This is a genomic window from Streptomyces sp. NPDC005303, from assembly GCF_040607335.1.
Lineage (GTDB): Bacteria > Actinomycetota > Actinomycetes > Streptomycetales > Streptomycetaceae > Streptomyces.
The window spans coordinates 59,170-80,865 of sequence record NZ_JBEXGM010000023.1; the positions used below are offsets into that span (position 1 = coordinate 59,170).

Below are 21,696 nucleotides of genomic sequence, written 5' to 3' on the forward strand. Positions count from 1 at the left end.
TTGAGCAGGTTGCGCTGGCTGACCGCGGGGGAGTCCCACGGTCCCGCACTCGTGGCGACGCTGGAGGGTCTTCCCGCCGGTGTGCCCATCACCACGGAGTTGGTGGCGGACCACCTGGCGAGGCGTCGGCTGGGTTACGGCCGCGGTGCCCGGATGAAGTTCGAGCAGGACCAGGTCACCTTCCTCGGCGGTGTCCGGCACGGTCTGTCCCTCGGTTCCCCGGTCGCGATCATGGTGGGCAACACCGAGTGGCCGAAGTGGGAGCAGGTCATGTCGGCCGACCCCATCGACCCGGAGATCCTCGCGGGCCTCGCGCGCAACGCCCCGCTGACCCGCCCGCGACCCGGCCACGCCGACCTCGCGGGCATGCAGAAGTACGGCTTCGACGAGGCCAGGCCGATCCTGGAGCGCGCCTCCGCGCGGGAGACGGCGGCCCGGGTGGCGCTGGGCGCGGTGGCCCGGTCGTACCTGAAGGAGACGGCCGGCATCGAGATCGTCAGCCACGTCGTCGAGCTGTGTTCCGTGAAGGCCCCGCAGGGCGTCTACCCGACCCCGGCCGATGTCGAGAAGCTGGACGCCGACCCGCTGCGCTGCCTGGACGCGGACACCTCGAAGGCGATGGTGGCCGAGGTCGACCAGGCCCACAAGGACGGCGACACCCTTGGCGGTGTGGTGGAGATCCTGGCGTACGGCGTGCCCGTGGGCCTCGGCTCCCACGTGCACTGGGACCGCAAGCTGGACGCCCGCCTCGCGGGTGCGCTGATGGGCATCCAGGCGATCAAGGGCGTCGAGCTCGGTGACGGTTTCGAGCTGGCGCGGGTGCCGGGGTCGAAGGCGCACGACGAGATCGTGAACACGCCGGAGGGCATCCGGCGCGTCTCCGGCCGCTCCGGCGGCACCGAGGGCGGACTGAGCACGGGTGAGCTGCTGCGGGTGCGGGCCGCGATGAAGCCGATCGCGACCGTGCCGCGGGCCCTGCAGACCGTGGACGTGACCACCGGCGAGGCCGCGCAGGCCCACCACCAGCGCTCCGACGTGTCCGCGGTCCCGGCCGCCGGCATCGTCGCCGAGGCGATGGTGGCGCTCGTCCTGGCCGACGCGGTGGCGGAGAAGTTCGGCGGCGACAGCGTGCCGGAGACCCGCCGCAACGTGCGGTCGTACCTCGAGAACCTGGCCATCCGATGAGCCCTGTGGTCGTCCTCGTCGGTCCGATGGGCGTGGGCAAGTCCACCGTCGGGCAGTTGCTGGGCGAGCGGCTCGGGGTCGGCTACCGGGACACCGACGACGACATCGTCGCCGAGCAGGGCCGCGCGATCGCGGAGATCTTCGTCGACGAGGGTGAGTCGGCCTTCCGAGCGATCGAGAAGGCCGCCGTGCGGCGGGCGCTCGCCGAGCACGACGGCGTCCTCGCGCTCGGCGGCGGCTCCGTCCTCGACGAGGACACCCGGTCCCTGCTGGCCGGACAGCGGGTGCTGTACCTGTCGATGGACGTCGAGGAGGCGGTCAAGCGCACCGGCCTGAACGCCGCGCGCCCGTTGCTCGCGGTCAACCCGCGCAAGCAGTGGCGCGAGCTGATGGAGGCACGCCGCCACCTGTACGAGTCGATCGCCACGGCGGTCGTGGCCACCGACGGCCGAACCCCCGAAGAAGTCACCGACATCGCGCTGGACGCACTGGAGTTGAAGGAAGCATGAGCGAGGCAGTGACGCGCATCCAGGTCGGCGGCACCGCGGGCAGCGAGCCGTACGAGGTCCTGGTGGGACGTCAACTCCTGGGCGAACTCGGCGCGTTGGTCGGGGAGAAGGCCCAGCGGGTCGCGGTCATCCACCCCGAGGCGCTCGCGGACACCGGTGACGCACTGCGCGCCGACCTCGCCGAGCAGGGCTTCGAGGCCGTCGCCATCCAGGTCCCGAACGCGGAGGAGGCCAAGACCGCCGAGGTCGCCGCCTACTGCTGGAAGGCGCTCGGGCAGTCCGGCTTCACCCGCTCCGACGTCGTGGTCGGCGTCGGCGGCGGCGCGACCACCGACCTCGCCGGGTTCGTGGCCGCGACCTGGCTGCGCGGGGTGCGCTGGATCGCCGTCCCGACGACCGTGCTCGCGATGGTCGACGCAGCGGTCGGCGGAAAGACCGGCATCAACACCGCCGAGGGCAAGAACCTCGTCGGTGCCTTCCACCCGCCCGCCGGCGTCCTGTGCGACCTGGCCGCGCTGGACTCCCTGCCGGTCAACGACTACGTCTCCGGGCTCGCCGAGATCATCAAGGCCGGTTTCATCGCCGACCCGGTGATCCTGGAGCTCATCGAGTCCGACCCCGAGTCCGCGCGCACCCCGGCTGGACCGCACACCGCCGAGCTCATCGAGCGCTCGATCCGGGTCAAGGCCGAGGTGGTCTCCTCCGACCTCAAGGAGTCGGGCCTCAGGGAGATCCTCAACTACGGCCACACACTCGCCCATGCCATCGAGAAGAACGAGCGGTACAAGTGGCGGCACGGCGCCGCGGTCGCCGTAGGCATGCACTTCGCGGCCGAACTGGGCCGTCTGGCAGGCCGGTTGGACGACGCGACGGCCGACCGCCACCGCACGGTCCTGGAGTCGGTCGGTCTGCCGCTGCACTACCGCTACGACCAGTGGCCCAAGCTCCTGGAGACCATGAAGGTCGACAAGAAGTCCCGCGGCAACCTGCTGCGGTTCATCGTCCTGGACGGGCTGGGCAAGCCCACGGTTCTGGAGGGCCCGGACCCGGCCGTTCTGCTCGCCGCGTACGGCGAGGTCGGCCAGTAGGTCCCGCGACGGGCGTTCCGCCGGATTCGCCTTGTGCCAGGGGCACTTCGGGGAGCCCCCGGACGTTTCACCAAACGTGGGCCGGGGGCGGTACCGTTCGATGGCGAGCGGGGTATGCACCACCCCGTAACCAGCGCCGATCAGCCTGACGCGAGTGAGTCGGAGGGGCGTGTCGGAGACGAGGGGACGAGCGGGCGGAGGCCTTCGGGCCGCGCCCGGCCGGACTTTCGGCACCGACGTGAGCGTCCCGGAGGCGAGCGAGCCGAAAAAGACGAGACGGAGTGGCACCGGATGCAGCACGCAGTGGGTTCTCCGCTGCCGCCGCCCCATCAGCCGGGGCACGGACCGGCCGCCGGCTGGTCACCGGCCGCACACCACCCGGGACCGCATCACCCGGGTGCGCACCAGGGCTCCGCCCCGGTGCCCCCACCGCCGTCGGCACCGGGCTTCTCCCCGGCTCCGGTACCGCCGACGCCACCAGGTTCCCAGGTCCCGCCGGCGCCGCAGCACGCACCGCTCCCGCCCGCCCCGCAGCACTCACCGGGGCCGGTACCGGACACCACCGGCCATGTGCCACTGCCGCCCGGTGCTCCCGTGAACGCCCCCGGCACCCCGCCCGTCGCTGCGCCCGACCCCGCGGGCACCACCCTCGCGGTGCTGCTCATCGGTCCGGCGGGTGCCGGAAAGACGAGCGTCGCCAAGTACTGGGCCGACCACCGCCGGGTCCCCACCGCCCACATCAGCCTCGACGACGTACGCGAGTGGGTCCGCTCGGGCTTCGCCGACCCGCAGTCCGGCTGGAACGACCACTCCGAGGCCCAGTACCGCCTCGCCCGACGCACCTGCGGCTTCGCCGCCCGCAACTTCCTCGCCAACGGCATCTCCTGCATCCTCGACGACGCGGTCTTCCCGGACCGGCCGGTGGTCGGCCTCGGCGGCTGGAAGCGGCATGTGGGCCCCGGCCTGCTCCCGGTGGTTCTGCTGCCGGGCCTGGAGATCGTCCTGGAGCGCAACGCCGAACGCTCCGGCAACCGCCGCCTGACCGACGAAGAGGTCGCGCGGATCCACGGCCGGATGGCCGGCTGGTACGGCTCGGGCCTGCCGATCATCGACAACTCCCAGATGGACGTACCCCAGACGGCGAGGGTCCTGGACGACGTACTGGCACGCTCCGTCGCAAGCCCACCGAACTGGTAGTGCCCCTGAAGGGGCGCGGGGCCGTGCCGATATGCGGCTCCGCCGCCTGGGCACGACCAGCGGTCACGGACCCGTAGGCGACCAGCGACCCACCCCACTCGGACTCTCCCGAAAAGCGGCATATCGGTAAAACTCCTAGGCTCAAGTCATGTCAGAGGTGTACGTCACCCGGAGAGCCCGCCTACGCGACCGCTGCCAGGCCGGCGGCAGCCAGTCCGCGCTGATCTCCCGTCCCGCCAACGTCCGCTATCTCACGGGCACCGCCCCCCGCGGCGCCGTCCTCCTGCTCGGCACCGGTGAGGACGTGCTGCTCTGCCCGGGCCCCCTGGACGACCGCAACGACCGCACGGACGGCCGTCCCGACGAGGCCCTGCGGCTCCACACCCTTGCCTGCGCCGGCGGCGACCCCGCCGTGGCGGCGGCCGACCTCGCGGAAGCGCAGGGCTGGGGGTCCCTCGCCGTCGAGGAACACCACCTCACCGTGGCCCGCCACAGGGCCATTCGCTCGGTCGTCCCACGCCTGCGCCTCGCCGACCTCGGCAGCGCGGTCGAGCAGCTCCGCGTCATCAAGGACGAGGAGGAGATCTCCTGCCTGCGCATCGGCGCCGAGATCGCCGACCAGGCACTCGGTGAGCTCCTGGAGTCCATCCTCGTCGGCCGCACCGAGCGGCACCTCGCCCTCGAACTGGAGCGCCGCCTCGTCGACCACGGTGCCGACGGCCCGGCCTTCGCCACCTCCGTCGGCACCGGCCCGAACTCCGGCCGCCCCGCCCACCGCCCCACCGACCGCCGCGTCGAGGAGGGCGACTTCCTCTCCGTCTGTCTGGGCGCGAACTACCGCGGTTACCGCTGCGAGATCGGCCGAACCTTCGTCATCGGTACGTCCCCGGCCGACTGGCAGATCGAGCTCTACGACCTCGTCTTCGCCGCTCAGCGGGCCGGCCGGGAGTCGTTGGCACCCGGCGCCGCCTACCGTGACGTGGACCGTGCGGCACGCCAGGTACTGCAGTCCGCGGGGCATCACGAGGGGCTTCCGACCCTCACCGGACACGGGGTGGGACTGGAAATCGACGAGGACCCGCAGTTGGCCCCCGCGGCCATGGGTAAACTGGACGCTTGCGTGCCGGTCACCGTCGAACCGGGGGTCCACCTCCCGGGACGGGGCGGCGTCCGGATCGATGACACGCTCGTCGTACGCCCCGAGGCGGACGGCGGACCCGAGCTACTCACCATCACGACCAAGGAGCTGCTCGCACTCTAGGCAAAGTGCGTGCGCCGGGGTCGTCCACGTCAGTCCAGGAGATTCCGCAACCGTGGCTTCCACGAACGACCTCAAGAACGGCCTGGTGCTCAAGCTCGAAGGCGGCCAGCTCTGGTCCGTCGTCGAGTTCCAGCACGTCAAGCCCGGCAAGGGCCCCGCATTCGTGCGCACCAAGCTCAAGAACGTGCTGTCCGGCAAGGTCGTCGACAAGACGTTCAACGCCGGCGTCAAGGTCGAGACGGCCACTGTCGACAAGCGCGACATGCAGTTCTCGTACATGGACGGCGAGTACTTCGTCTTCATGGACATGGAGACCTACGACCAGCTCATGATCGACCGCAAGGCGGTCGGCGACGCCGCCAACTTCCTGATCGAGGGCTTCACCGCCACCGTGGCGCAGCACGAGGGCGAGGTGCTCTTCGTCGAGCTGCCGGCCGCCGTCGAGCTCGTCGTGCAGGAGACCGAGCCGGGCCTCCAGGGCGACCGCTCCACCGGTGGCACCAAGCCCGCGACCCTCGAGACCGGTCACCAGATCCAGGTCCCGCTCTTCATCACCACCGGTGAGAAGATCAAGGTCGACACCCGCACGAGCGACTACCTCGGCCGGGTGAACAGCTAACCGTGGCTGCCCGCAACACGGCCCGCAAGCGCGCCTTCCAGATCCTCTTCGAGGGCGACCAGCGTGGCGCCGACGTCCTGACGGTCCTCGCGGACTGGATCCGGCACTCCCGGAACGACACCCGGCAGCCGCCGGTGAGCGAGTACACGATGCAGCTGGTCGAGGGCTACGCGGAGCACGCGCGGCGCATCGACGAGCTGATCGCGCAGTACTCGGTCGGCTGGACGCTGGACCGGATGCCGGTCGTCGACCGCAACATCCTGCGTCTGGGCGCCTACGAGCTGATCTGGGCCGACGAGACGCCGGACGCCGTGGTGCTCGACGAGATGGTGCAGCTGGCCAAGGACTTCTCCACGGACGAGTCGCCCTCGTTCGTGAACGGGCTGCTGGGCCGGCTCAAGGACCTGAAGCCGTCGCTGCGCCGAGACGAGGCATGAGTCGACGCGTGAGTCGAGGCGCCGCCTGAGGGCCCGCAGCGTGACCGCTGGGGGCCCTCAGGCGTGTTCGTACGTGGTTCGTACGCGTTCGTACGTGTGAGCCCCGCAAGGCCCGCAGAAAGCCGCCGGGGTGGCCGGAACCGTGAAGTTCCGGCCACCCCGGCGGCACGTTTCTGCTGAGGCTGGGAGCGGCTCAGCTCTCCTCGTGGGCCACCGCGCGACGCGCGTCCGCGTCCAGCACGCCCCAGCTGATCAGCTGCTCGGTGAGGACCGAGGGCGACTGGTCGTAGATGACGGCGAGTGTGCGCAGGTCGTCCTGGCGGATCGAGAGCACCTTGCCGTTGTAGTCACCGCGCTGGGACTGGATCGTGGCGGCGTAGCGCTGGAGGGGGCCCGCCTTCTCGGCCGGGACGTGGGCCAGCCGCTCCAGGTCGAGGACCAGCTTCGGCGGGGGCTCGGCGGCCCCGCCCGGAGTGGTGCCGGGCAGCAGCTCCTGCACCGGAACGCCGTAGAAATCCGCCAACTCGGCAAGACGCTGCACGGTCACCGCGCGGTCGCCGCGCTCGTACGAACCGACCACGACCGCCTTCCAGCGTCCCTGGGACTTCTCCTCGACACCGTGGAGGGAAAGGCCCTGCTGGGTGCGGATGGCCCGGAGCTTGGCCCCGAGCTGTTTGGCGTATTCGCTGGACATATAGCTCCCCGGACACTGGATCGACGCGGCCGCAGTGGTTTCGAGCCGCGCGTCTGGTAACTCACTGTGAGGTTACGCAGCGTGACTCTTCTGCGTCAAGCCGAATGGTCCACACCGACTCTTCCGTGAGAGTGGTGGCCGATTGGGCCAAGGGGGTGATCGGGGGCCTCGTTCCGGCCTGCTACCGTGGATGGCGCAAATCCGACGTCCTTTAAGGTCCGTCCCGTGAGGCGGAGAAGGAGGTCCGTTTCGTATGGACAAGCAGGACACTTCCAACATGCAAGCGTCCGATGCCCGGCCCGTTCTCGAAGGCCCCGACATCGCGCGCGTGCTGACCCGTATCGCCCACGAGATCGTCGAACGCGCCAAGGGCGCCGACGACGTGGTGCTCCTCGGCATCCCCACCCGAGGCGTCTTCCTCGCCCAGCGGCTCGCCGCGAAGCTGGAGGAGATCACCGGCCGCACGATCCCGGTCGGTTCGCTCGACATCACCATGTACCGCGACGATCTGCGCATGCACCCGCCGCGAGCGCTGGCCCGCACCGAGATCCCCGGTGACGGCATCGACGGCCGCCTGGTGGTCCTCGTCGACGACGTGCTCTTCTCCGGGCGCACCATCCGGGCCGCTCTGGACGCCCTGAACGACATCGGGCGCCCCCGCGCGGTGCAGCTCGCGGTCCTCGTCGACAGAGGCCACCGCGAACTGCCCATCCGCGCCGACTACGTCGGCAAGAACCTCCCCACGTCGTTGCGGGAGACGGTCAAGGTCCAGCTCGTCGAGGAGGACGGTCGCGACACCGTGCTGCTCGGTGTGAAGCCGGCCCACTAGCGAGCCCCGCGGGCACGCCTGTCCTCGGCGCGCCCTCGCTTGCCCCGAATCTCCCCTGAACTGCCTTACGGAGCCTGACAGATGCAGCGTCATCTCATCTCGGCCGCCGACCTCACCCGCGACGACGCCGTCCTCCTCCTCGACACCGCCGAGGAGATGGCCCGGGTGGCCGACCGGCCGATCAAGAAGCTGCCGACCCTGCGCGGCCGCACGATCGTCAACCTCTTCTTCGAGGACTCCACGCGTACGCGTATCTCCTTCGAGGCCGCCGAGAAGCGCCTCTCGGCGGACGTCATCAACTTCACCGCCAAGGGCTCCAGCGTGTCCAAGGGCGAGTCCCTCAAGGACACCGCCCAGACCCTGGAGGCCATGGGCGTCGACGCCGTCGTCATCCGCCACGGCGCCTCCGGAGCGCCGTACCGCCTCGCCAACTCCGGCTGGATCGACGCGGCCGTCATCAACGCCGGGGACGGCACCCACCAGCACCCCACCCAGGCCCTGCTGGACGCGTTCACCATGCGCCGCCGGCTCGTCGGGCGGGACGCCGGGATCGGCCAGGACCTCGCCGGCAAGCGCATCACGATCGTCGGGGACATCCTGCACAGCCGGGTCGCCCGCTCCAACGTCGACCTGCTGCACACCCTCGGCGCCCAGGTCACCCTCGTCGCCCCGCCCACCCTGGTGCCGGTCGGAGTCGAGACCTGGCCCTGCGAGGTCGCCTACGACCTCGACAGCACGCTCGCCAAGTCCGACGCGGTGATGATGCTGCGCGTCCAGCGCGAGCGCATGAACGCCGCGTTCTTCCCCACCGAGCGCGAGTACTCGCGGCGCTACGGCCTCGACGGTGACCGCATGGCGCGGATGCCGGAGCACGCCATCGTGATGCACCCCGGGCCGATGGTCCGCGGCATGGAGATCACCGCCGAGGTCGCCGACTCCGACCGCTGCACCGTCGTCGAGCAGGTCGCAAACGGAGTGTCCATCCGGATGGCCGTTCTGTATCTGCTGCTCGGTGGAAACGAGCCTGCCGTCAGCCACACCCGTATCGAGGAGAAGTAAGTCACATGAGCAAGATCCTGATCCGTGGTGCGAAGGTCCTCGGCGGCGAGCCGCAGGACGTGCTGATCGACGGCGACGTGATCGAGGCGGTCGGCTCCGGGCTGTCCGCCGAGGGCGCCGAGGTCGTCGAGGCGGCCGGCAAGGTGCTCCTGCCGGGCCTGGTCGACCTGCACACCCATCTGCGCGAGCCGGGCCGCGAGGACTCCGAGACCGTGCTGACCGGTACGCGCGCGGCCGCCTCCGGCGGCTACACCGCCGTGTTCGCCATGGCCAACACCTTCCCGGTCGCGGACACCGCCGGTGTGGTCGAGCAGGTCTGGCGGCTGGGCAAGGAGCACGGCTACTGCGACGTACAGCCCATCGGAGCCGTCACCGTCGGCCTGGAAGGGCGCAAGCTCGCCGAACTGGGCGCCATGCACGAGTCGGCCGCCGGAGTGACCGTCTTCTCCGACGACGGCAAGTGCGTCGACGACGCCGTGATCATGCGGCGCGCGCTGGAGTACGTTAAGGCCTTCGGCGGGGTCGTCGCCCAGCACGCGCAGGAGCCGCGGCTGACCGAGGGCGCCCAGATGAACGAGGGCATCGTCTCCGCCGAGCTGGGACTGGGCGGCTGGCCCGCGGTGGCCGAGGAATCGATCATCGCCCGGGACGTCCTGCTCGCCGAGCACGTCGGCTCCCGCGTGCACATCTGCCACCTGTCGACCGCCGGGTCCGTCGAGATCGTGCGCTGGGCCAAGTCCCGCGGCATCGACGTCACCGCCGAGGTCACCCCGCACCACCTGCTCCTCACCGACGAGCTGGTGCGCACCTACAACCCGGTCTACAAGGTGAACCCGCCGCTGCGCACCGAGCGCGATGTGCTCGCCCTGCGCGAGGCGCTCGCCGACGGCACGATCGACATCGTCGCCACCGACCACGCCCCGCACCCGCACGAGGACAAGGACTGTGAGTGGGCCGCCGCCGCCATGGGCATGGTGGGTCTGGAGACCGCGTTGTCAGTGGTGCAGGAGACCATGGTGGACACCGGGCTCCTCGACTGGGCCGGGGTCGCCGAGCGCATGTCCGTCACCCCCGCCCGCATCGGGCAGGCCGCCGGACACGGACGTCCCGTCTCGGCTGGTGAGCCCGCCAACCTCACGCTGGTCGACACGGAATACCGTGGGTCGGTGGACCCCGCGGGCTTCGCCTCGCGCAGCCGCAACACTCCGTACGAGGGGCGTGAGCTGCCGGGCCGCGTCACGCACACGTGGCTCCGGGGCAAGGCCACGCTCGTCGACGGGAAGCTCACGTGACATCTGAAATCCTGCTGGCCGCCGGTCTCGCAGCCGAGAAGAAGTCGGCCGAGGTCACCGACTGGGCCGCCCGCGTCGGCTGGCTCGTCGGCCTCGCCCTCTTCGTCGCGCTCGTCTACTGGCTGATGCGCGAGGGCTGGAAGTGGCGCGGCACGCTCCAGGGCGACCTGCCCGAGCTGCCCGACGCGCCGGACGACCCCGGCCCGGTGAGACTGGCCATGAGCGGCCGCTACCACGGCTCCACCACCGCGGGGCAGTGGCTCGACCGGATCGTGGCGCACGGCCTCGGCACCCGCAGCCGGGTCGAGCTCACGCTGACGGACGCGGGACTGGACGTCGTCCGCCCCGGAGCGACCGACTTCTTCATCCCGCGCGAGGCCCTGCGGGAGGCCGTGCTCGGCAAGGGCATCGCCGGCAAGGTCCTGACCGAGGGCGGGCTGCTCCTGGTGACCTGGGCGCACGGCGAGCGGCTGATCGACTCGGGGTTCCGCTCGGACCACGCGGCCGAGCACACCGAGTGGGTCGACGCCATTAACTCCATGATCAACAAGACGGAAACGGAAGGCGCACGATGACGACCTCCACAAGGGGAGCCTCGAAAACTCCCGCGGTACTCGTCCTGGAGGACGGCCGGATCTTCCGCGGCCGTGCCTACGGGGCCGTGGGGGAGACCTTCGGCGAGGCCGTGTTCTCCACCGGCATGACCGGCTACCAGGAGACCCTGACCGACCCCTCGTACGACCGCCAGATCGTCGTCGCGACCGCCCCGCAGATCGGCAACACCGGCTGGAACGACGAGGACGACGAGTCGCGCCGCATCTGGGTCTCCGGCTACGTCGTGCGCGACCCCGCGCGCGTGCCGTCCAACTGGCGGGCCAAGCGCTCCCTGGACGACGAGCTGGTTGCGCAGGACATCGTCGGGATCTCCGGCATCGACACCCGCGCCCTCACCCGCCACCTGCGCGAGCGCGGCTCCATGCGTGCCGGGATCTTCTCCGGCGAGGCGATCGCCGCCGAGTCCGAGCTGGTCGCGCGTGTGCAGGCCCAGCCGCACATGAAGGGCGCCTCGCTGTACGAGGAGGTCGCCACCAAGGAGACGTACGTCGTCCCCGCGGTCGGCCCCGACGGCGAAGCCGTTCCGATCGGCACCGCGAAGTTCACCGTCGCCGCGATCGACCTCGGCATCAAGGGCATGACCCCGCACCGCATGGCCCAGCGGGGCATCGAGGTGCACGTGCTGCCGGCCACGGCGAGCGTCGACGAGGTCTACGCCGTCGAGCCGGACGGTGTGTTCTTCTCCAACGGCCCCGGCGACCCGGCCACCGCCGACGGCCCCGTCGCGCTCATGACCGCCGTGCTGGAGCGCAGGACGCCGCTGTTCGGCATCTGCTTCGGCAACCAGATCCTCGGCCGGGCGCTCGGCTTCGGCACCTACAAGCTGAAGTACGGCCACCGGGGCATCAACCAGCCCGTGCAGGACCGTACGACCGGCAAGGTGGAGGTCACCGCGCACAACCACGGATTCGCCGTGGACGCGCCGCTCGACAAGGTCAGCGAGACGAAGTTCGGCCGCGCCGAGGTCTCCCACGTCTGCCTGAACGACGACGTCGTGGAGGGGCTCCAGCTGCTCGACCAGCCGGCCTTCTCCGTGCAGTACCACCCCGAAGCGGCAGCCGGCCCGCACGACGCCGCCTACCTGTTCGACCGCTTCGTATCTCTGATGGAGGGCCAGCGTGCCTAAGCGCACCGATATCCAGTCCGTCCTGGTCATCGGCTCCGGCCCGATCGTCATCGGCCAGGCCGCCGAGTTCGACTACTCCGGCACCCAGGCGTGCCGCGTGCTCAAGGCCGAGGGCCTGCGCGTCATCCTCGTCAACTCCAACCCGGCGACGATCATGACCGACCCGGAGATCGCCGACGCCACCTACGTCGAGCCGATCACCCCGGAGTTCGTCGAGAAGATCATCGCCAAGGAGCGCCCCGACGCCCTGCTGCCCACCCTGGGCGGTCAGACGGCCCTCAACACGGCGATCTCGCTGCACGAGGCCGGCACCCTCGACAAGTACGGCGTCGAGCTGATCGGCGCCAATGTCGAGGCCATCAACAAGGGCGAGGACCGCGACCTGTTCAAGGGCGTCGTGGAGGAGGTCCGCAAGAAGATCGGGCACGGCGAGTCCGCCCGCTCGGTCATCTGCCACTCCATGGACGACGTCCTCAAGGGCGTCGAGACGCTCGGCGGCTACCCGGTCGTCGTCCGCCCCTCCTTCACCATGGGCGGCGCCGGCTCCGGCTTCGCGCACGACGAGGAGGAGCTGCGCCGCATCGCCGGCCAGGGCCTGACCCTCTCGCCGACCACCGAGGTGCTCCTGGAGGAGTCCATCCTCGGCTGGAAGGAGTACGAACTGGAGCTGATGCGCGACAAGAACGACAACGTCGTGGTCGTCTGCTCCATCGAGAACTTCGACCCGATGGGCGTGCACACCGGCGACTCGATCACCGTCGCGCCCGCCATGACGCTCACCGACCGCGAGTACCAGGTCCTGCGCGACGTCGGCATCGCGATCATCCGCGAGGTCGGCGTCGACACCGGCGGCTGCAACATCCAGTTCGCGGTGGACCCCGAGGACGGCCGCGTGATCGTCATCGAGATGAACCCGCGCGTGTCGCGCTCCTCGGCGCTGGCCTCCAAGGCGACCGGCTTCCCGATCGCCAAGATCGCCGCGAAGCTCGCCGTCGGCTACACGCTCGACGAGATCCCGAACGACATCACCGAGCAGACCCCGGCCTCCTTCGAGCCGACGCTGGACTACGTGGTGGTCAAGGCCCCGCGGTTCGCCTTCGAGAAGTTCCCCTCCGCCGACTCCACGCTGACGACCACCATGAAGTCGGTCGGCGAGGCCATGGCGATCGGCCGCAACTTCACCGAGGCCTTCCAGAAGGCGCTGCGCTCGCTTGAGAAGAAGGGCAGCCAGTTCACCTTCGTGGGCGAGCCCGGCGACAAGACGGCCCTCCTGGAGGAGTCCGTACGTCCCACCGACGGCCGTATCAACACCGTCATGCAGGCCATCCGCGCGGGCGCCACGCCCGAGGAGGTCTTCGCGTACACCAAGATCGACCCCTGGTTCGTCGACCAGCTGTTCCTGATCAAGGAGGTCGCGGACGAGCTGGCCGAGGCACCCGAGCTGACCCGCGAGCTGCTCGCCGAGGCCAAGCGGCACGGCTTCTCCGACCAGCAGATCGGCGAGATCCGCGGCCTGCGCGAGGACGTGGTGCGCGAGGTGCGGCACGCACTCGGCGTACGCCCGGTCTACAAGACCGTCGACACCTGCGCGGCCGAGTTCGCCGCGAAGACGCCGTACTTCTACTCCTCCTACGACGAGGAGAGCGAGGTCGCGCCCCGGACCAAGCCCGCGGTGATCATCCTGGGTTCGGGTCCGAACCGCATCGGCCAGGGCATCGAGTTCGACTACTCCTGCGTGCACGCGTCCTTCGCGCTGTCGGACGCCGGGTACGAGACGGTGATGGTCAACTGCAACCCGGAGACCGTCTCCACCGACTACGACACCTCCGACCGGCTGTACTTCGAGCCGCTCACGTTGGAGGACGTCCTGGAGATCGTCCACGCGGAGCGGCAGGCCGGCCCGATCGCGGGCGTCGTCGTGCAGCTCGGCGGCCAGACCCCGCTGGGCCTGGCGCAGGCGCTCAAGGACAACGGCGTGCCGATCGTGGGCACCCCGCCCGAGGCGATCCACGCCGCCGAGGACCGCGGCGCCTTCGGCCGGGTCCTCGCCGAGGCGGGCCTCCCGGCCCCCAAGCACGGCACCGCCACCACCTTCGCCGGCGCCAAGGCCATCGCGGACGAGATCGGCTACCCGGTCCTCGTACGGCCCTCCTACGTCCTCGGCGGCCGGGGCATGGAGATCGTCTACGACGAGACCCGTCTGGAGTCCTACATCGCCGAGTCCACCGAGATCAGCCCCTCGCGGCCGGTCCTGGTCGACCGCTTCCTGGACGACGCCATCGAGATCGACGTCGACGCCCTCTACGACGGCCAGGAGCTCTACCTCGGCGGTGTGATGGAGCACATCGAGGAGGCCGGTATCCACTCCGGCGACTCGGCGTGCGCGCTGCCGCCGATCACCCTGGGCGGCTTCGACATCAAGCGCCTGCGGGCCTCCACGGAGGCCATCGCGAAGGGCGTCGGGGTGCGCGGACTGATCAACATCCAGTTCGCGATGGCCGGCGACATCCTCTACGTCCTCGAGGCCAACCCGCGCGCGTCCCGCACCGTCCCCTTCACCTCGAAGGCGACCGCGGTACCGCTCGCCAAGGCCGCCGCCCGGATCTCGCTGGGCGCGACCGTCGCCGAACTGCGCGCCGAGGGCCTCCTCCCGGCCAACGGCGACGGCGGTGAACTCCCGCTGGACGCACCGATCTCCGTCAAGGAGGCCGTCATGCCGTGGTCGCGCTTCCGCGACATCCACGGCCGTGGCGTCGACACCGTCCTCGGCCCGGAGATGCGCTCCACCGGCGAGGTCATGGGCATCGACTCCGTCTTCGGCACGGCGTACGCCAAGTCGCAGGCGGGTGCCTACGGCCCGCTGCCGACCAAGGGGCGCGCCTTCATCTCGGTCGCCAACCGCGACAAGCGCTCGATGATCTTCCCGGCCCGCGAGCTCGTCGCCCACGGCTTCGAACTGCTCGCCACCTCCGGCACCGCCGAGGTCCTCAAGCGCAACGGCATCAACGCCACGGTGGTGCGCAAGCAGTCCGAGGGCCCCGGTCCCAACGGCGAGAAGACCATCGTCCAGTACATCCACGACGGCGAGGTCGACCTGATCGTCAACACCCCGTACGGCACCGGCGGCCGCCTCGACGGCTACGAGATCCGTACGGCGGCCGTGGCGCGGTCGGTCCCATGTCTGACGACGGTCCAGGCGCTCGCCGCCGCCGTCCAGGGCATCGACGCCCTCAACCACGGTGACGTGGGCGTGCGTTCGCTCCAGGAACACGCCGAACACCTGACCGCGGCCCGCGACTAGCAGCCCTGAGGGGGACACCGGAAACGGTGTCCCCCTCTTCATGAGGACACCATGTACAAGATCTTCTTCAATCTCGTCTTCACGCGCATGGACCCCGAGAAGGCCCACCACCTCGCTTTCCGCTGGATCCGGATCGCCGTCCGCGTCCCCGTGCTGCGCACCTTCGTCGCGGCCGCCCTCGCGCCCCGCTACAAGGAGCTGCGCACCGAGGCCTTCGGACTGCGCATGCACGGGCCCTTCGGGCTCGCCGCGGGCTTCGACAAGAACGCGGTCGCGATCGACGGCATGGCGATGCTCGGCTTCGACCACATCGAGATCGGCACGGTGACCGGGGAGGCCCAGCCGGGCAACCCCAAGAAGCGGCTGTTCCGCCTCGTGCAGGACCGCGCGCTCATCAACCGCATGGGCTTCAACAACGAGGGCTCGCTGGCCGTCGCGGCCCGTCTGGCGTCCCGCGAGCCGGTCTTCAAGACCGTCGTGGGCGTCAACATCGGCAAGACCAAGGTCGTCCCCGAGACGGAGGCCATCGGCGACTACGTGAAGTCCGCGGAGCGGCTCGCGCCCTTCGCCGACTACCTCGTCGTGAACGTGTCGTCGCCCAACACACCCGGCCTGCGCAACCTGCAGGCCACCGAGGCGCTGCGCCCGCTGCTGACCGCCGTCCGCGAGGCCGCCGACCGGATCGTCGCGAACCGCCGGGTCCCGCTCCTCGTCAAGATCGCGCCCGACCTCGCCGACGAGGACGTGGACGCGGTCGCCGACCTGGCCGTCGAACTCGGCCTGGACGGCATCATCGCCACCAACACCACCATCGCCCGCGAGGGACTCGGTCTGAAATCCGGACCCTCCCTGGTGAAGGAGACGGGCGGGCTCTCCGGAGCGCCCCTCAAAAAGCGCTCCCTGGAGGTCCTCAGGCGCCTGTACGCGCGCGTGGGCGACCGGATCACCCTCGTGGGCGTCGGGGGCGTCGAGAACGCCGAGGACGCCTGGCAGCGCATCCTGGCCGGTGCCACGCTGGTCCAGGGCTACAGCGCCTTCGTCTACGAGGGGCCCTTCTGGGCCCGCGCCGTCCACAAGGGCCTCGCCGCGCGCCTGCGCACGAGCCCCTACGCCACCCTCGCCGACGCGGTCGGCGCCGACGTGAGGAACATCACGGTATGACCGAGCCCTTCGGCGCCCGACTGCGCCATGCCATGGACGAGCGCGGCCCGCTGTGCGTCGGGATCGACCCGCACGCCTCACTGCTCACCGAGTGGGGCCTGAACGACGACGTGGCCGGTCTGGAGCGGTTCAGCCGCACGGTCGTCGAGGCGCTGTCCGACCGGGTCGCCGTGCTGAAGCCCCAGAGCGCGTTCTTCGAGCGCTTCGGCTCGCGCGGGGTCGCCGTACTGGAGAAGACCGTCCAGGAGGCCCGCGCGGCCGGTGCGCTGGTCCTCATGGACGCCAAGCGCGGTGACATCGGCTCGACCATGGCCGCGTACGCCGAGGCCTTCCTGCGCAAGGACTCCCCGCTGTTCTCGGACGCGCTGACCGTGTCGCCCTACCTCGGCTACGGCTCGCTCTCGCCGGCGATCGCGCTGGCGCGCGAGAGCGGCGCGGGTCTGTTCGTGCTGGCGCTGACCTCCAACCCGGAGGGCGGCGAGGTCCAGCACGCCGTCCGCGCGGACGGCCGGAACGTCGGCGCGACCATGCTGGCCCATCTGGCCGCCGAGAACAGGGGGGAGGAGCCCCTGGGGTCCTTCGGTGCCGTCATAGGGGCCACGCTGGGCGATCTGTCGACGTACGACCTCGACATCAACGGCCCGCTCCTCGCGCCCGGCGTCGGCGCGCAGGGGGCCACCCCGGCCGATCTTCCCCGCGTCTTCGGGGCGGCGCTCCGCAATGTCGTCCCCAACGTCAGCCGGGGGGTGCTGCGGCACGGCCCCGACGCCGCCGCGCTGCGCGACGTCGTCGAGCGGTTCGCGGACGAGATCCGGTCGGCGCCGAGCGCATGACGGTGTTCGAGCCCCTCGTTCGAGTCCTCCGACGAGGGGTTCGTGGCCCGCTTGAGTCTGAATACATCCTCAAATCCGGGGCATTATGTCAGGAATGTCCGGCCTGACGGAGGCTGACCAGGACTTTTCCGCTGTTCTCGCTGACTCTGGCGGACTTGGCCGCTAGTCTCCGACGCAGAGTCAACGGGCAAGCGTGTTGCTCGTGGCTCACCAGGTGTGGGGCGACTAGGTTCCTCACCGGTCCGTATCCGACAGTTCGACATCCGAGGTGACGTAGGCGTGGCTCTTCCGCCCCTTACCCCTGAACAGCGCGCAGCCGCGCTCGAAAAGGCCGCCGCGGCTCGCCGGGAGCGGGCCGAGGTCAAGAATCGACTCAAGCACTCCGGCGCCTCCCTGCATGAGGTCATCAAGCAGGGCCAGGAGAACGACGTCATCGGCAAGATGAAGGTCTCCGCCCTGCTCGAGTCCCTGCCGGGCGTGGGCAAGGTCCGCGCCAAGCAGATCATGGAGCGACTCGGTATCTCCGAGAGCCGTCGTGTGCGCGGCCTCGGCTCCAACCAGATCGCTTCGCTGGAGCGTGAGTTCGGCAGCACCGGTTCCTGAACCGGGTCACTCCGGACAGGGAGTCCCGGGCACTCCGGGATTACTGGAATAATCGCTGCATGGCTGCAACATTCCGGGGGACGACCCCCGAGCCCCCGGACGTACGTCCGCGGCTGACCGTGCTCTCCGGCCCCTCAGGGGTCGGCAAGAGCACGGTCGTCGCCCATATGCGCAAGGAACACCCCGAGGTCTGGCTCTCGGTGTCGGCGACGACCCGTAGGCCCCGCCCCGGCGAGAAGCCCGGCGTCCACTACTTCTTCGTCACCGACGAGGAGATGGACAAGCTGATCGCCAACGGCGAGCTGCTGGAGTGGGCGGAGTTCGCCGGCAACCGCTACGGCACGCCGCGTGCGGCCGTGCTGGAGCGGCTGGAGGCGGGCGAGCCCGTCCTCCTGGAGATCGACCTCCAGGGTGCCCGGCAGGTCCGTGAGTCCATGGCGGACGCCCAGCTGGTGTTCCTGGCCCCTCCCTCCTGGGAGGAGCTGGTGCGCAGACTCACCGGACGTGGCACCGAGCCGCCCGAGGTGATCGAACGCCGCCTGGAGGCGGCGAAGATCGAACTGGCGGCAGAACCCGAGTTCGATGTGACCTTGGTCAACACCTCCGTCGAGGACGTGGCTCGCGAGCTGCTAGCCTTGATGGATGTTGTGTGATCGTGCCTGTTCATCGAGGCTTGATCATTCGCACTGATTCTTTCCCATCCATCGGAAGGTAGAGCGTGTCCTCTTCCATCTCCGCGCCCGAGGGCATCATCAACCCGCCGATCGACGAGCTCCTCGAGGCCACTGACTCGAAGTACAGCCTCGTGATCTACGCGGCCAAGCGGGCCCGCCAGATCAACGCGTACTACTCGCAGCTCGGCGAGGGTCTGCTTGAGTACGTCGGTCCGCTGGTGGACACCCACGTCCACGAGAAGCCGCTCTCGATCGCCCTCCGCGAGATCAACGCGGGTCTGCTGACGTCCGAGGCCGTCGAGGGCCCGGCGCAGTAGTAGGGGTTGCAGTAGTACTTTCAGCTTTTCGCTGACTTATCCACAGGCCCGGCAGCGCGACTGTCGGGCCTGTGGTGTGTGATGGACCCGTACGTCGCACTCGTACGTTGCCGAGCCGGGGAGAGACGGTGGACAAGCCGAAGGTCGTGCTGGGGGTCAGCGGCGGCATCGCCGCGTACAAGGCCTGCGAGCTGCTGAGAAGGCTCACGGAGTCCGGCCACGACGTCCGTGTCGTCCCCACCGCGTCCGCGCTGCACTTCGTGGGCGCCGCCACCTGGTCCGCCCTGTCCGGCCATCCGGTCTCGACCGAGGTCTGGGACGACGTTCAGGAGGTCCCGCACGTCCGCATCGGGCAGCACGCCGACCTCGTGGTCGTGGCCCCGGCCACCGCCGACATGCTCGCCAAGGCGGCGCACGGCCTGGCGGACGACCTGCTCACCAACACCCTCCTGACGGCCCGCTGCCCGGTCGTCTTCGCCCCCGCCATGCACACCGAGATGTGGGAGCACCCGGCCACCCAGGAGAACGTGGCGACCCTGCGCCGCCGCGGCGCCCTCGTGATCGAACCGGCCGTCGGCCGTCTGACCGGCGTCGACACCGGCAAGGGCCGGCTGCCGGAACCCGCCGAGATCTTCGAGGTCTGCCGCCGTGTGCTGGCCCGCGGTGTCACCGAGCCCGACCTCAAGGGCCGGCATGTCGTCGTCAGCGCCGGCGGTACCCGCGAGCCCCTCGACCCGGTCCGCTTCCTCGGCAACCGCTCCTCCGGCAAGCAGGGCTACGCCCTCGCCCGCACCGCGGCCGCGCGCGGCGCCCGGGTCACGCTGGTCGCGGCGAACACCGGAATGCCGGACCCGGCCGGCGTGGACGTCGTGCCCGTCGGGACGGCCGTGCAGCTGCGCGAGGCGGTCCTGAAGGCGGCGGCCGACGCCGACGCGGTCGTCATGGCGGCGGCGGTCGCGGACTTCAGGCCCCAGACGTACGCGGCCGGAAAGATCAAGAAGAAGGACGGCCAGGACCCCGAGCCCATCGTCCTGGTGCGGAATCCGGACATTCTCGCCGAGATCTCGGCCGAGCGCGCTCGCCCCGGCCAGGTGATCGTCGGATTCGCCGCCGAGACCGACGACGTGCTGGCCAACGGCCGTACGAAGCTGCAGCGCAAGGGCTGCGACCTCCTCGTCGTCAATGAGGTGGGCGAACGCAAGACCTTCGGGTCGGAGGAGAACGAGGCGGTGGTGCTGGGCGCCGACGGCAGCGAGACTCCGGTGCCGCACGGCCCGAAGGAGTTCCTGGCCGAAACCGTCTGGGACCTGGTGGCACAGCGTCTGCGTTGAATGTTTCATTCGCGTCCCGGTCCCCAGGAACCTCTGCCGCCAAGGTGTGGCGCCCCTGGCCAAGTCCACTCCGAATTGGGCACAATGCCCGTGCCGCAGGTCACAGCGCTCCCGAGAGGCGAGACAGAGGGGCCAGTGGCAGAGCACGACCGATAAACTGTTCTCGGATGATGCCGGGCGCAGCCCCCGAGCCCGTCCGCCAATGATCAGCCAGCAGCCGCTGCAACCCCAGGGAGCGTTGTGTCCCGTCGTCTGTTCACCTCGGAGTCCGTCACCGAGGGCCACCCCGACAAGATCGCTGACCAGATCAGTGACACCATCCTCGACGCGCTCCTCAAGGAGGACCCGGCCTCCCGGGTCGCCGTCGAGACCCTGATCACGACCGGTCTGGTGCATGTGGCCGGTGAGGTCACGACCAAGACCTACGCGCCGATCGCCCAGCTGGTGCGCGACAAGATCCTGGAGATCGGTTACGACTCCTCGAAGAAGGGCTTCGACGGCGCCTCCTGCGGTGTCTCGGTGTCGATCGGCGCGCAGTCCCCGGACATCGCGCAGGGCGTCGACACGGCGTACGAGAACCGGGTCGAGGGCGACGAGGACGAGCTGGACCGCCAGGGCGCGGGCGACCAGGGTCTGATGTTCGGTTACGCGACGGACGAGACCCCCACCCTGATGCCGCTGCCGATCTTCCTGGCGCACCGGCTGGCCAAGCGCCTGTCCGAGGTCCGCAAGAACGGCACCATCCCCTACCTGCGTCCGGACGGCAAGACGCAGGTCACCATCGAGTACGACGGCGACAAGGCCGTCCGCCTCGACACGGTCGTGGTCTCCTCGCAGCACGCCTCCGACATCGACCTGGAGTCCCTGCTGGCCCCCGACATCCGCGAGTTCGTCGTGGAGCCGGAGCTGAAGGCGCTCCTGGACGAGGGCATCAAGCTGGAAACGGAGAACTACCGCCTCCTGGTCAACCCGACCGGCCGCTTCGAGATCGGCGGTCCGATGGGTGACGCGGGCCTGACCGGCCGCAAGATCATCATCGACACCTACGGCGGCATGGCCCGCCACGGCGGCGGTGCCTTCTCCGGCAAGGACCCGTCCAAGGTGGACCGTTCGGCGGCGTACGCGATGCGCTGGGTCGCCAAGAACGTGGTCGCCGCGGGTCTGGCGTCCCGGTGTGAGGTCCAGGTGGCGTACGCGATCGGCAAGGCCGAGCCGGTGGGCCTGTTCGTCGAGACCTTCGGCACCGCGAAGATCGACACAGACAAGATCGAGAAGGCGATCGACGAGGTCTTCGACCTCCGCCCGGCCGCCATCATCCGCGACCTCGACCTGCTGCGCCCGATCTACTCCCTCACGGCGGCGTACGGCCACTTCGGCCGCGAGCTCCCGGAGTTCACGTGGGAGAAGACGGACCGCGTGGACGCCCTGCGCAAGGCCGCGGGCCTGTAGGTCCGCCCCGACCCGTCGAGGCCCGGCCCCCTCCTGGGGGCCGGGCCTCAGGCTTGTCCGGCACCCGGCCCACCGTCATCGAGGACAGCACGACCGTCTGTCAGTGGGGTCTGGTA

At 70.1% G+C, this 21,696-nt stretch carries 21 protein-coding genes; 20 read left to right on the plus strand and 1 reads right to left on the minus strand.

The features are described 5' to 3' along the window. The 7 genes from aroC to nusB all read left to right on the plus strand — a co-directional run bounded on the left by aroC (position 1) and on the right by nusB (position 6,296). Positions 1-1,185, plus strand: a complete 1,185-nt coding sequence (gene aroC / locus ABZT93_RS28010) for a chorismate synthase (protein WP_028807670.1) — start codon at positions 1-3, stop codon at positions 1,183-1,185. Continuing rightward, positions 1,182-1,694, plus strand: coding sequence for a shikimate kinase (locus tag ABZT93_RS28015; RefSeq protein ID WP_356109804.1), 513 nt, complete (start codon positions 1,182-1,184; stop codon positions 1,692-1,694). Before aroC ends, ABZT93_RS28015 begins: the two co-directional genes overlap by 4 nt. After that, positions 1,691-2,782, plus strand: coding sequence for a 3-dehydroquinate synthase (gene aroB / locus ABZT93_RS28020; protein ID WP_356109807.1), 1,092 nt, complete (start codon positions 1,691-1,693; stop codon positions 2,780-2,782). The genes ABZT93_RS28015 and aroB overlap by 4 nt, the downstream gene beginning before the upstream one ends. Positions 2,783-3,073: 291 nt before the next feature. Then, complete coding sequence (locus ABZT93_RS28025) at positions 3,074-3,979, plus strand: Pro-rich N-terminal domain-containing protein (RefSeq protein ID WP_356109810.1); 906 nt, start codon at positions 3,074-3,076, stop codon at positions 3,977-3,979. Between the two features lie 148 nt (positions 3,980-4,127). After that, positions 4,128-5,240: an aminopeptidase P family protein gene (locus ABZT93_RS28030; RefSeq protein ID WP_356109811.1), complete on the plus strand. Its 1,113-nt coding sequence runs from the start codon at positions 4,128-4,130 to the stop codon at positions 5,238-5,240. Positions 5,241-5,292: 52 nt separating this feature from the next. After that, positions 5,293-5,859 carry an elongation factor P gene (gene efp, locus ABZT93_RS28035; protein ID WP_057614159.1) on the plus strand — a complete coding sequence of 189 codons (567 nt, stop codon included), beginning with the start codon at positions 5,293-5,295 and terminating at the stop codon, positions 5,857-5,859. Between the two features lie 2 nt (positions 5,860-5,861). Next, positions 5,862-6,296, plus strand: a complete 435-nt coding sequence (gene nusB / locus ABZT93_RS28040; protein WP_356109814.1) for a transcription antitermination factor NusB — start codon at positions 5,862-5,864, stop codon at positions 6,294-6,296. Positions 6,297-6,489: 193 nt separating this feature from the next. Here the strand turns inward: nusB and bldD are convergent, their stop codons facing one another. Further along, positions 6,490-6,990, minus strand: a complete 501-nt coding sequence (gene bldD / locus ABZT93_RS28045) for a transcriptional regulator BldD (protein WP_030607052.1) — start codon at positions 6,988-6,990, stop codon at positions 6,490-6,492. 253 nt (positions 6,991-7,243) lie between these two features. On the opposite strand from bldD, the gene pyrR reads away from it, so the two are divergent. The 13 genes from pyrR to metK all read left to right on the plus strand — a co-directional run bounded on the left by pyrR (position 7,244) and on the right by metK (position 21,580). Beyond that, a complete protein-coding gene (gene pyrR, locus ABZT93_RS28050) occupies positions 7,244-7,819 on the plus strand; it encodes a bifunctional pyr operon transcriptional regulator/uracil phosphoribosyltransferase PyrR (RefSeq protein WP_356109817.1) in 576 nt (191 codons plus the stop codon). A gap of 81 nt (positions 7,820-7,900) precedes the next feature. Further along, positions 7,901-8,878 (plus strand): aspartate carbamoyltransferase catalytic subunit, encoded by a 978-nt coding sequence (locus ABZT93_RS28055; RefSeq protein ID WP_356109820.1) that lies wholly within the window; start codon positions 7,901-7,903, stop codon positions 8,876-8,878. A 5-nt stretch (positions 8,879-8,883) separates the two neighbouring features. Next, positions 8,884-10,170, plus strand: a complete 1,287-nt coding sequence (locus ABZT93_RS28060) for a dihydroorotase (protein ID WP_356109822.1) — start codon at positions 8,884-8,886, stop codon at positions 10,168-10,170. After that, positions 10,167-10,745: a hypothetical protein gene (locus ABZT93_RS28065; protein WP_356109825.1), complete on the plus strand. Its 579-nt coding sequence runs from the start codon at positions 10,167-10,169 to the stop codon at positions 10,743-10,745. Before ABZT93_RS28060 ends, ABZT93_RS28065 begins: the two co-directional genes overlap by 4 nt. Continuing rightward, the gene (carA, locus tag ABZT93_RS28070) at positions 10,742-11,911 is read left to right on the plus strand and encodes a glutamine-hydrolyzing carbamoyl-phosphate synthase small subunit (RefSeq protein ID WP_356109828.1); all 1,170 of its coding nucleotides are present in this window, start codon (positions 10,742-10,744) and stop codon (positions 11,909-11,911) included. Before ABZT93_RS28065 ends, carA begins: the two co-directional genes overlap by 4 nt. Further along, positions 11,904-15,212: a carbamoyl-phosphate synthase large subunit gene (carB, locus tag ABZT93_RS28075; RefSeq protein ID WP_356109830.1), complete on the plus strand. Its 3,309-nt coding sequence runs from the start codon at positions 11,904-11,906 to the stop codon at positions 15,210-15,212. Before carA ends, carB begins: the two co-directional genes overlap by 8 nt. Before the next feature lie 51 nt (positions 15,213-15,263). Further along, entirely contained in the window at positions 15,264-16,373 is a 1,110-nt protein-coding gene (locus ABZT93_RS28080; RefSeq protein WP_356109833.1) for a quinone-dependent dihydroorotate dehydrogenase, read from the plus strand. Next, a complete protein-coding gene (pyrF, locus tag ABZT93_RS28085; RefSeq protein WP_356109836.1) occupies positions 16,370-17,206 on the plus strand; it encodes an orotidine-5'-phosphate decarboxylase in 837 nt (278 codons plus the stop codon). The genes ABZT93_RS28080 and pyrF overlap by 4 nt, the downstream gene beginning before the upstream one ends. Before the next feature lie 279 nt (positions 17,207-17,485). Further along, positions 17,486-17,809: an integration host factor gene (locus ABZT93_RS28090; RefSeq protein ID WP_003977346.1), complete on the plus strand. Its 324-nt coding sequence runs from the start codon at positions 17,486-17,488 to the stop codon at positions 17,807-17,809. 59 nt (positions 17,810-17,868) lie between these two features. Further along, positions 17,869-18,462, plus strand: coding sequence for a guanylate kinase (gene gmk, locus ABZT93_RS28095; protein WP_356109838.1), 594 nt, complete (start codon positions 17,869-17,871; stop codon positions 18,460-18,462). Between the two features lie 65 nt (positions 18,463-18,527). Further along, entirely contained in the window at positions 18,528-18,800 is a 273-nt protein-coding gene (rpoZ, locus tag ABZT93_RS28100; protein ID WP_003988945.1) for a DNA-directed RNA polymerase subunit omega, read from the plus strand. 128 nt (positions 18,801-18,928) lie between these two features. Then, positions 18,929-20,131 carry a bifunctional phosphopantothenoylcysteine decarboxylase/phosphopantothenate--cysteine ligase CoaBC gene (gene coaBC, locus ABZT93_RS28105; RefSeq protein WP_356109841.1) on the plus strand — a complete coding sequence of 401 codons (1,203 nt, stop codon included), beginning with the start codon at positions 18,929-18,931 and terminating at the stop codon, positions 20,129-20,131. Between the two features lie 240 nt (positions 20,132-20,371). Then, on the plus strand, positions 20,372-21,580 hold the full coding sequence (gene metK / locus ABZT93_RS28110; protein ID WP_356109845.1) for a methionine adenosyltransferase: 1,209 nt from the start codon (positions 20,372-20,374) through the stop codon (positions 21,578-21,580). Positions 21,581-21,696 lie beyond the last annotated feature (116 nt).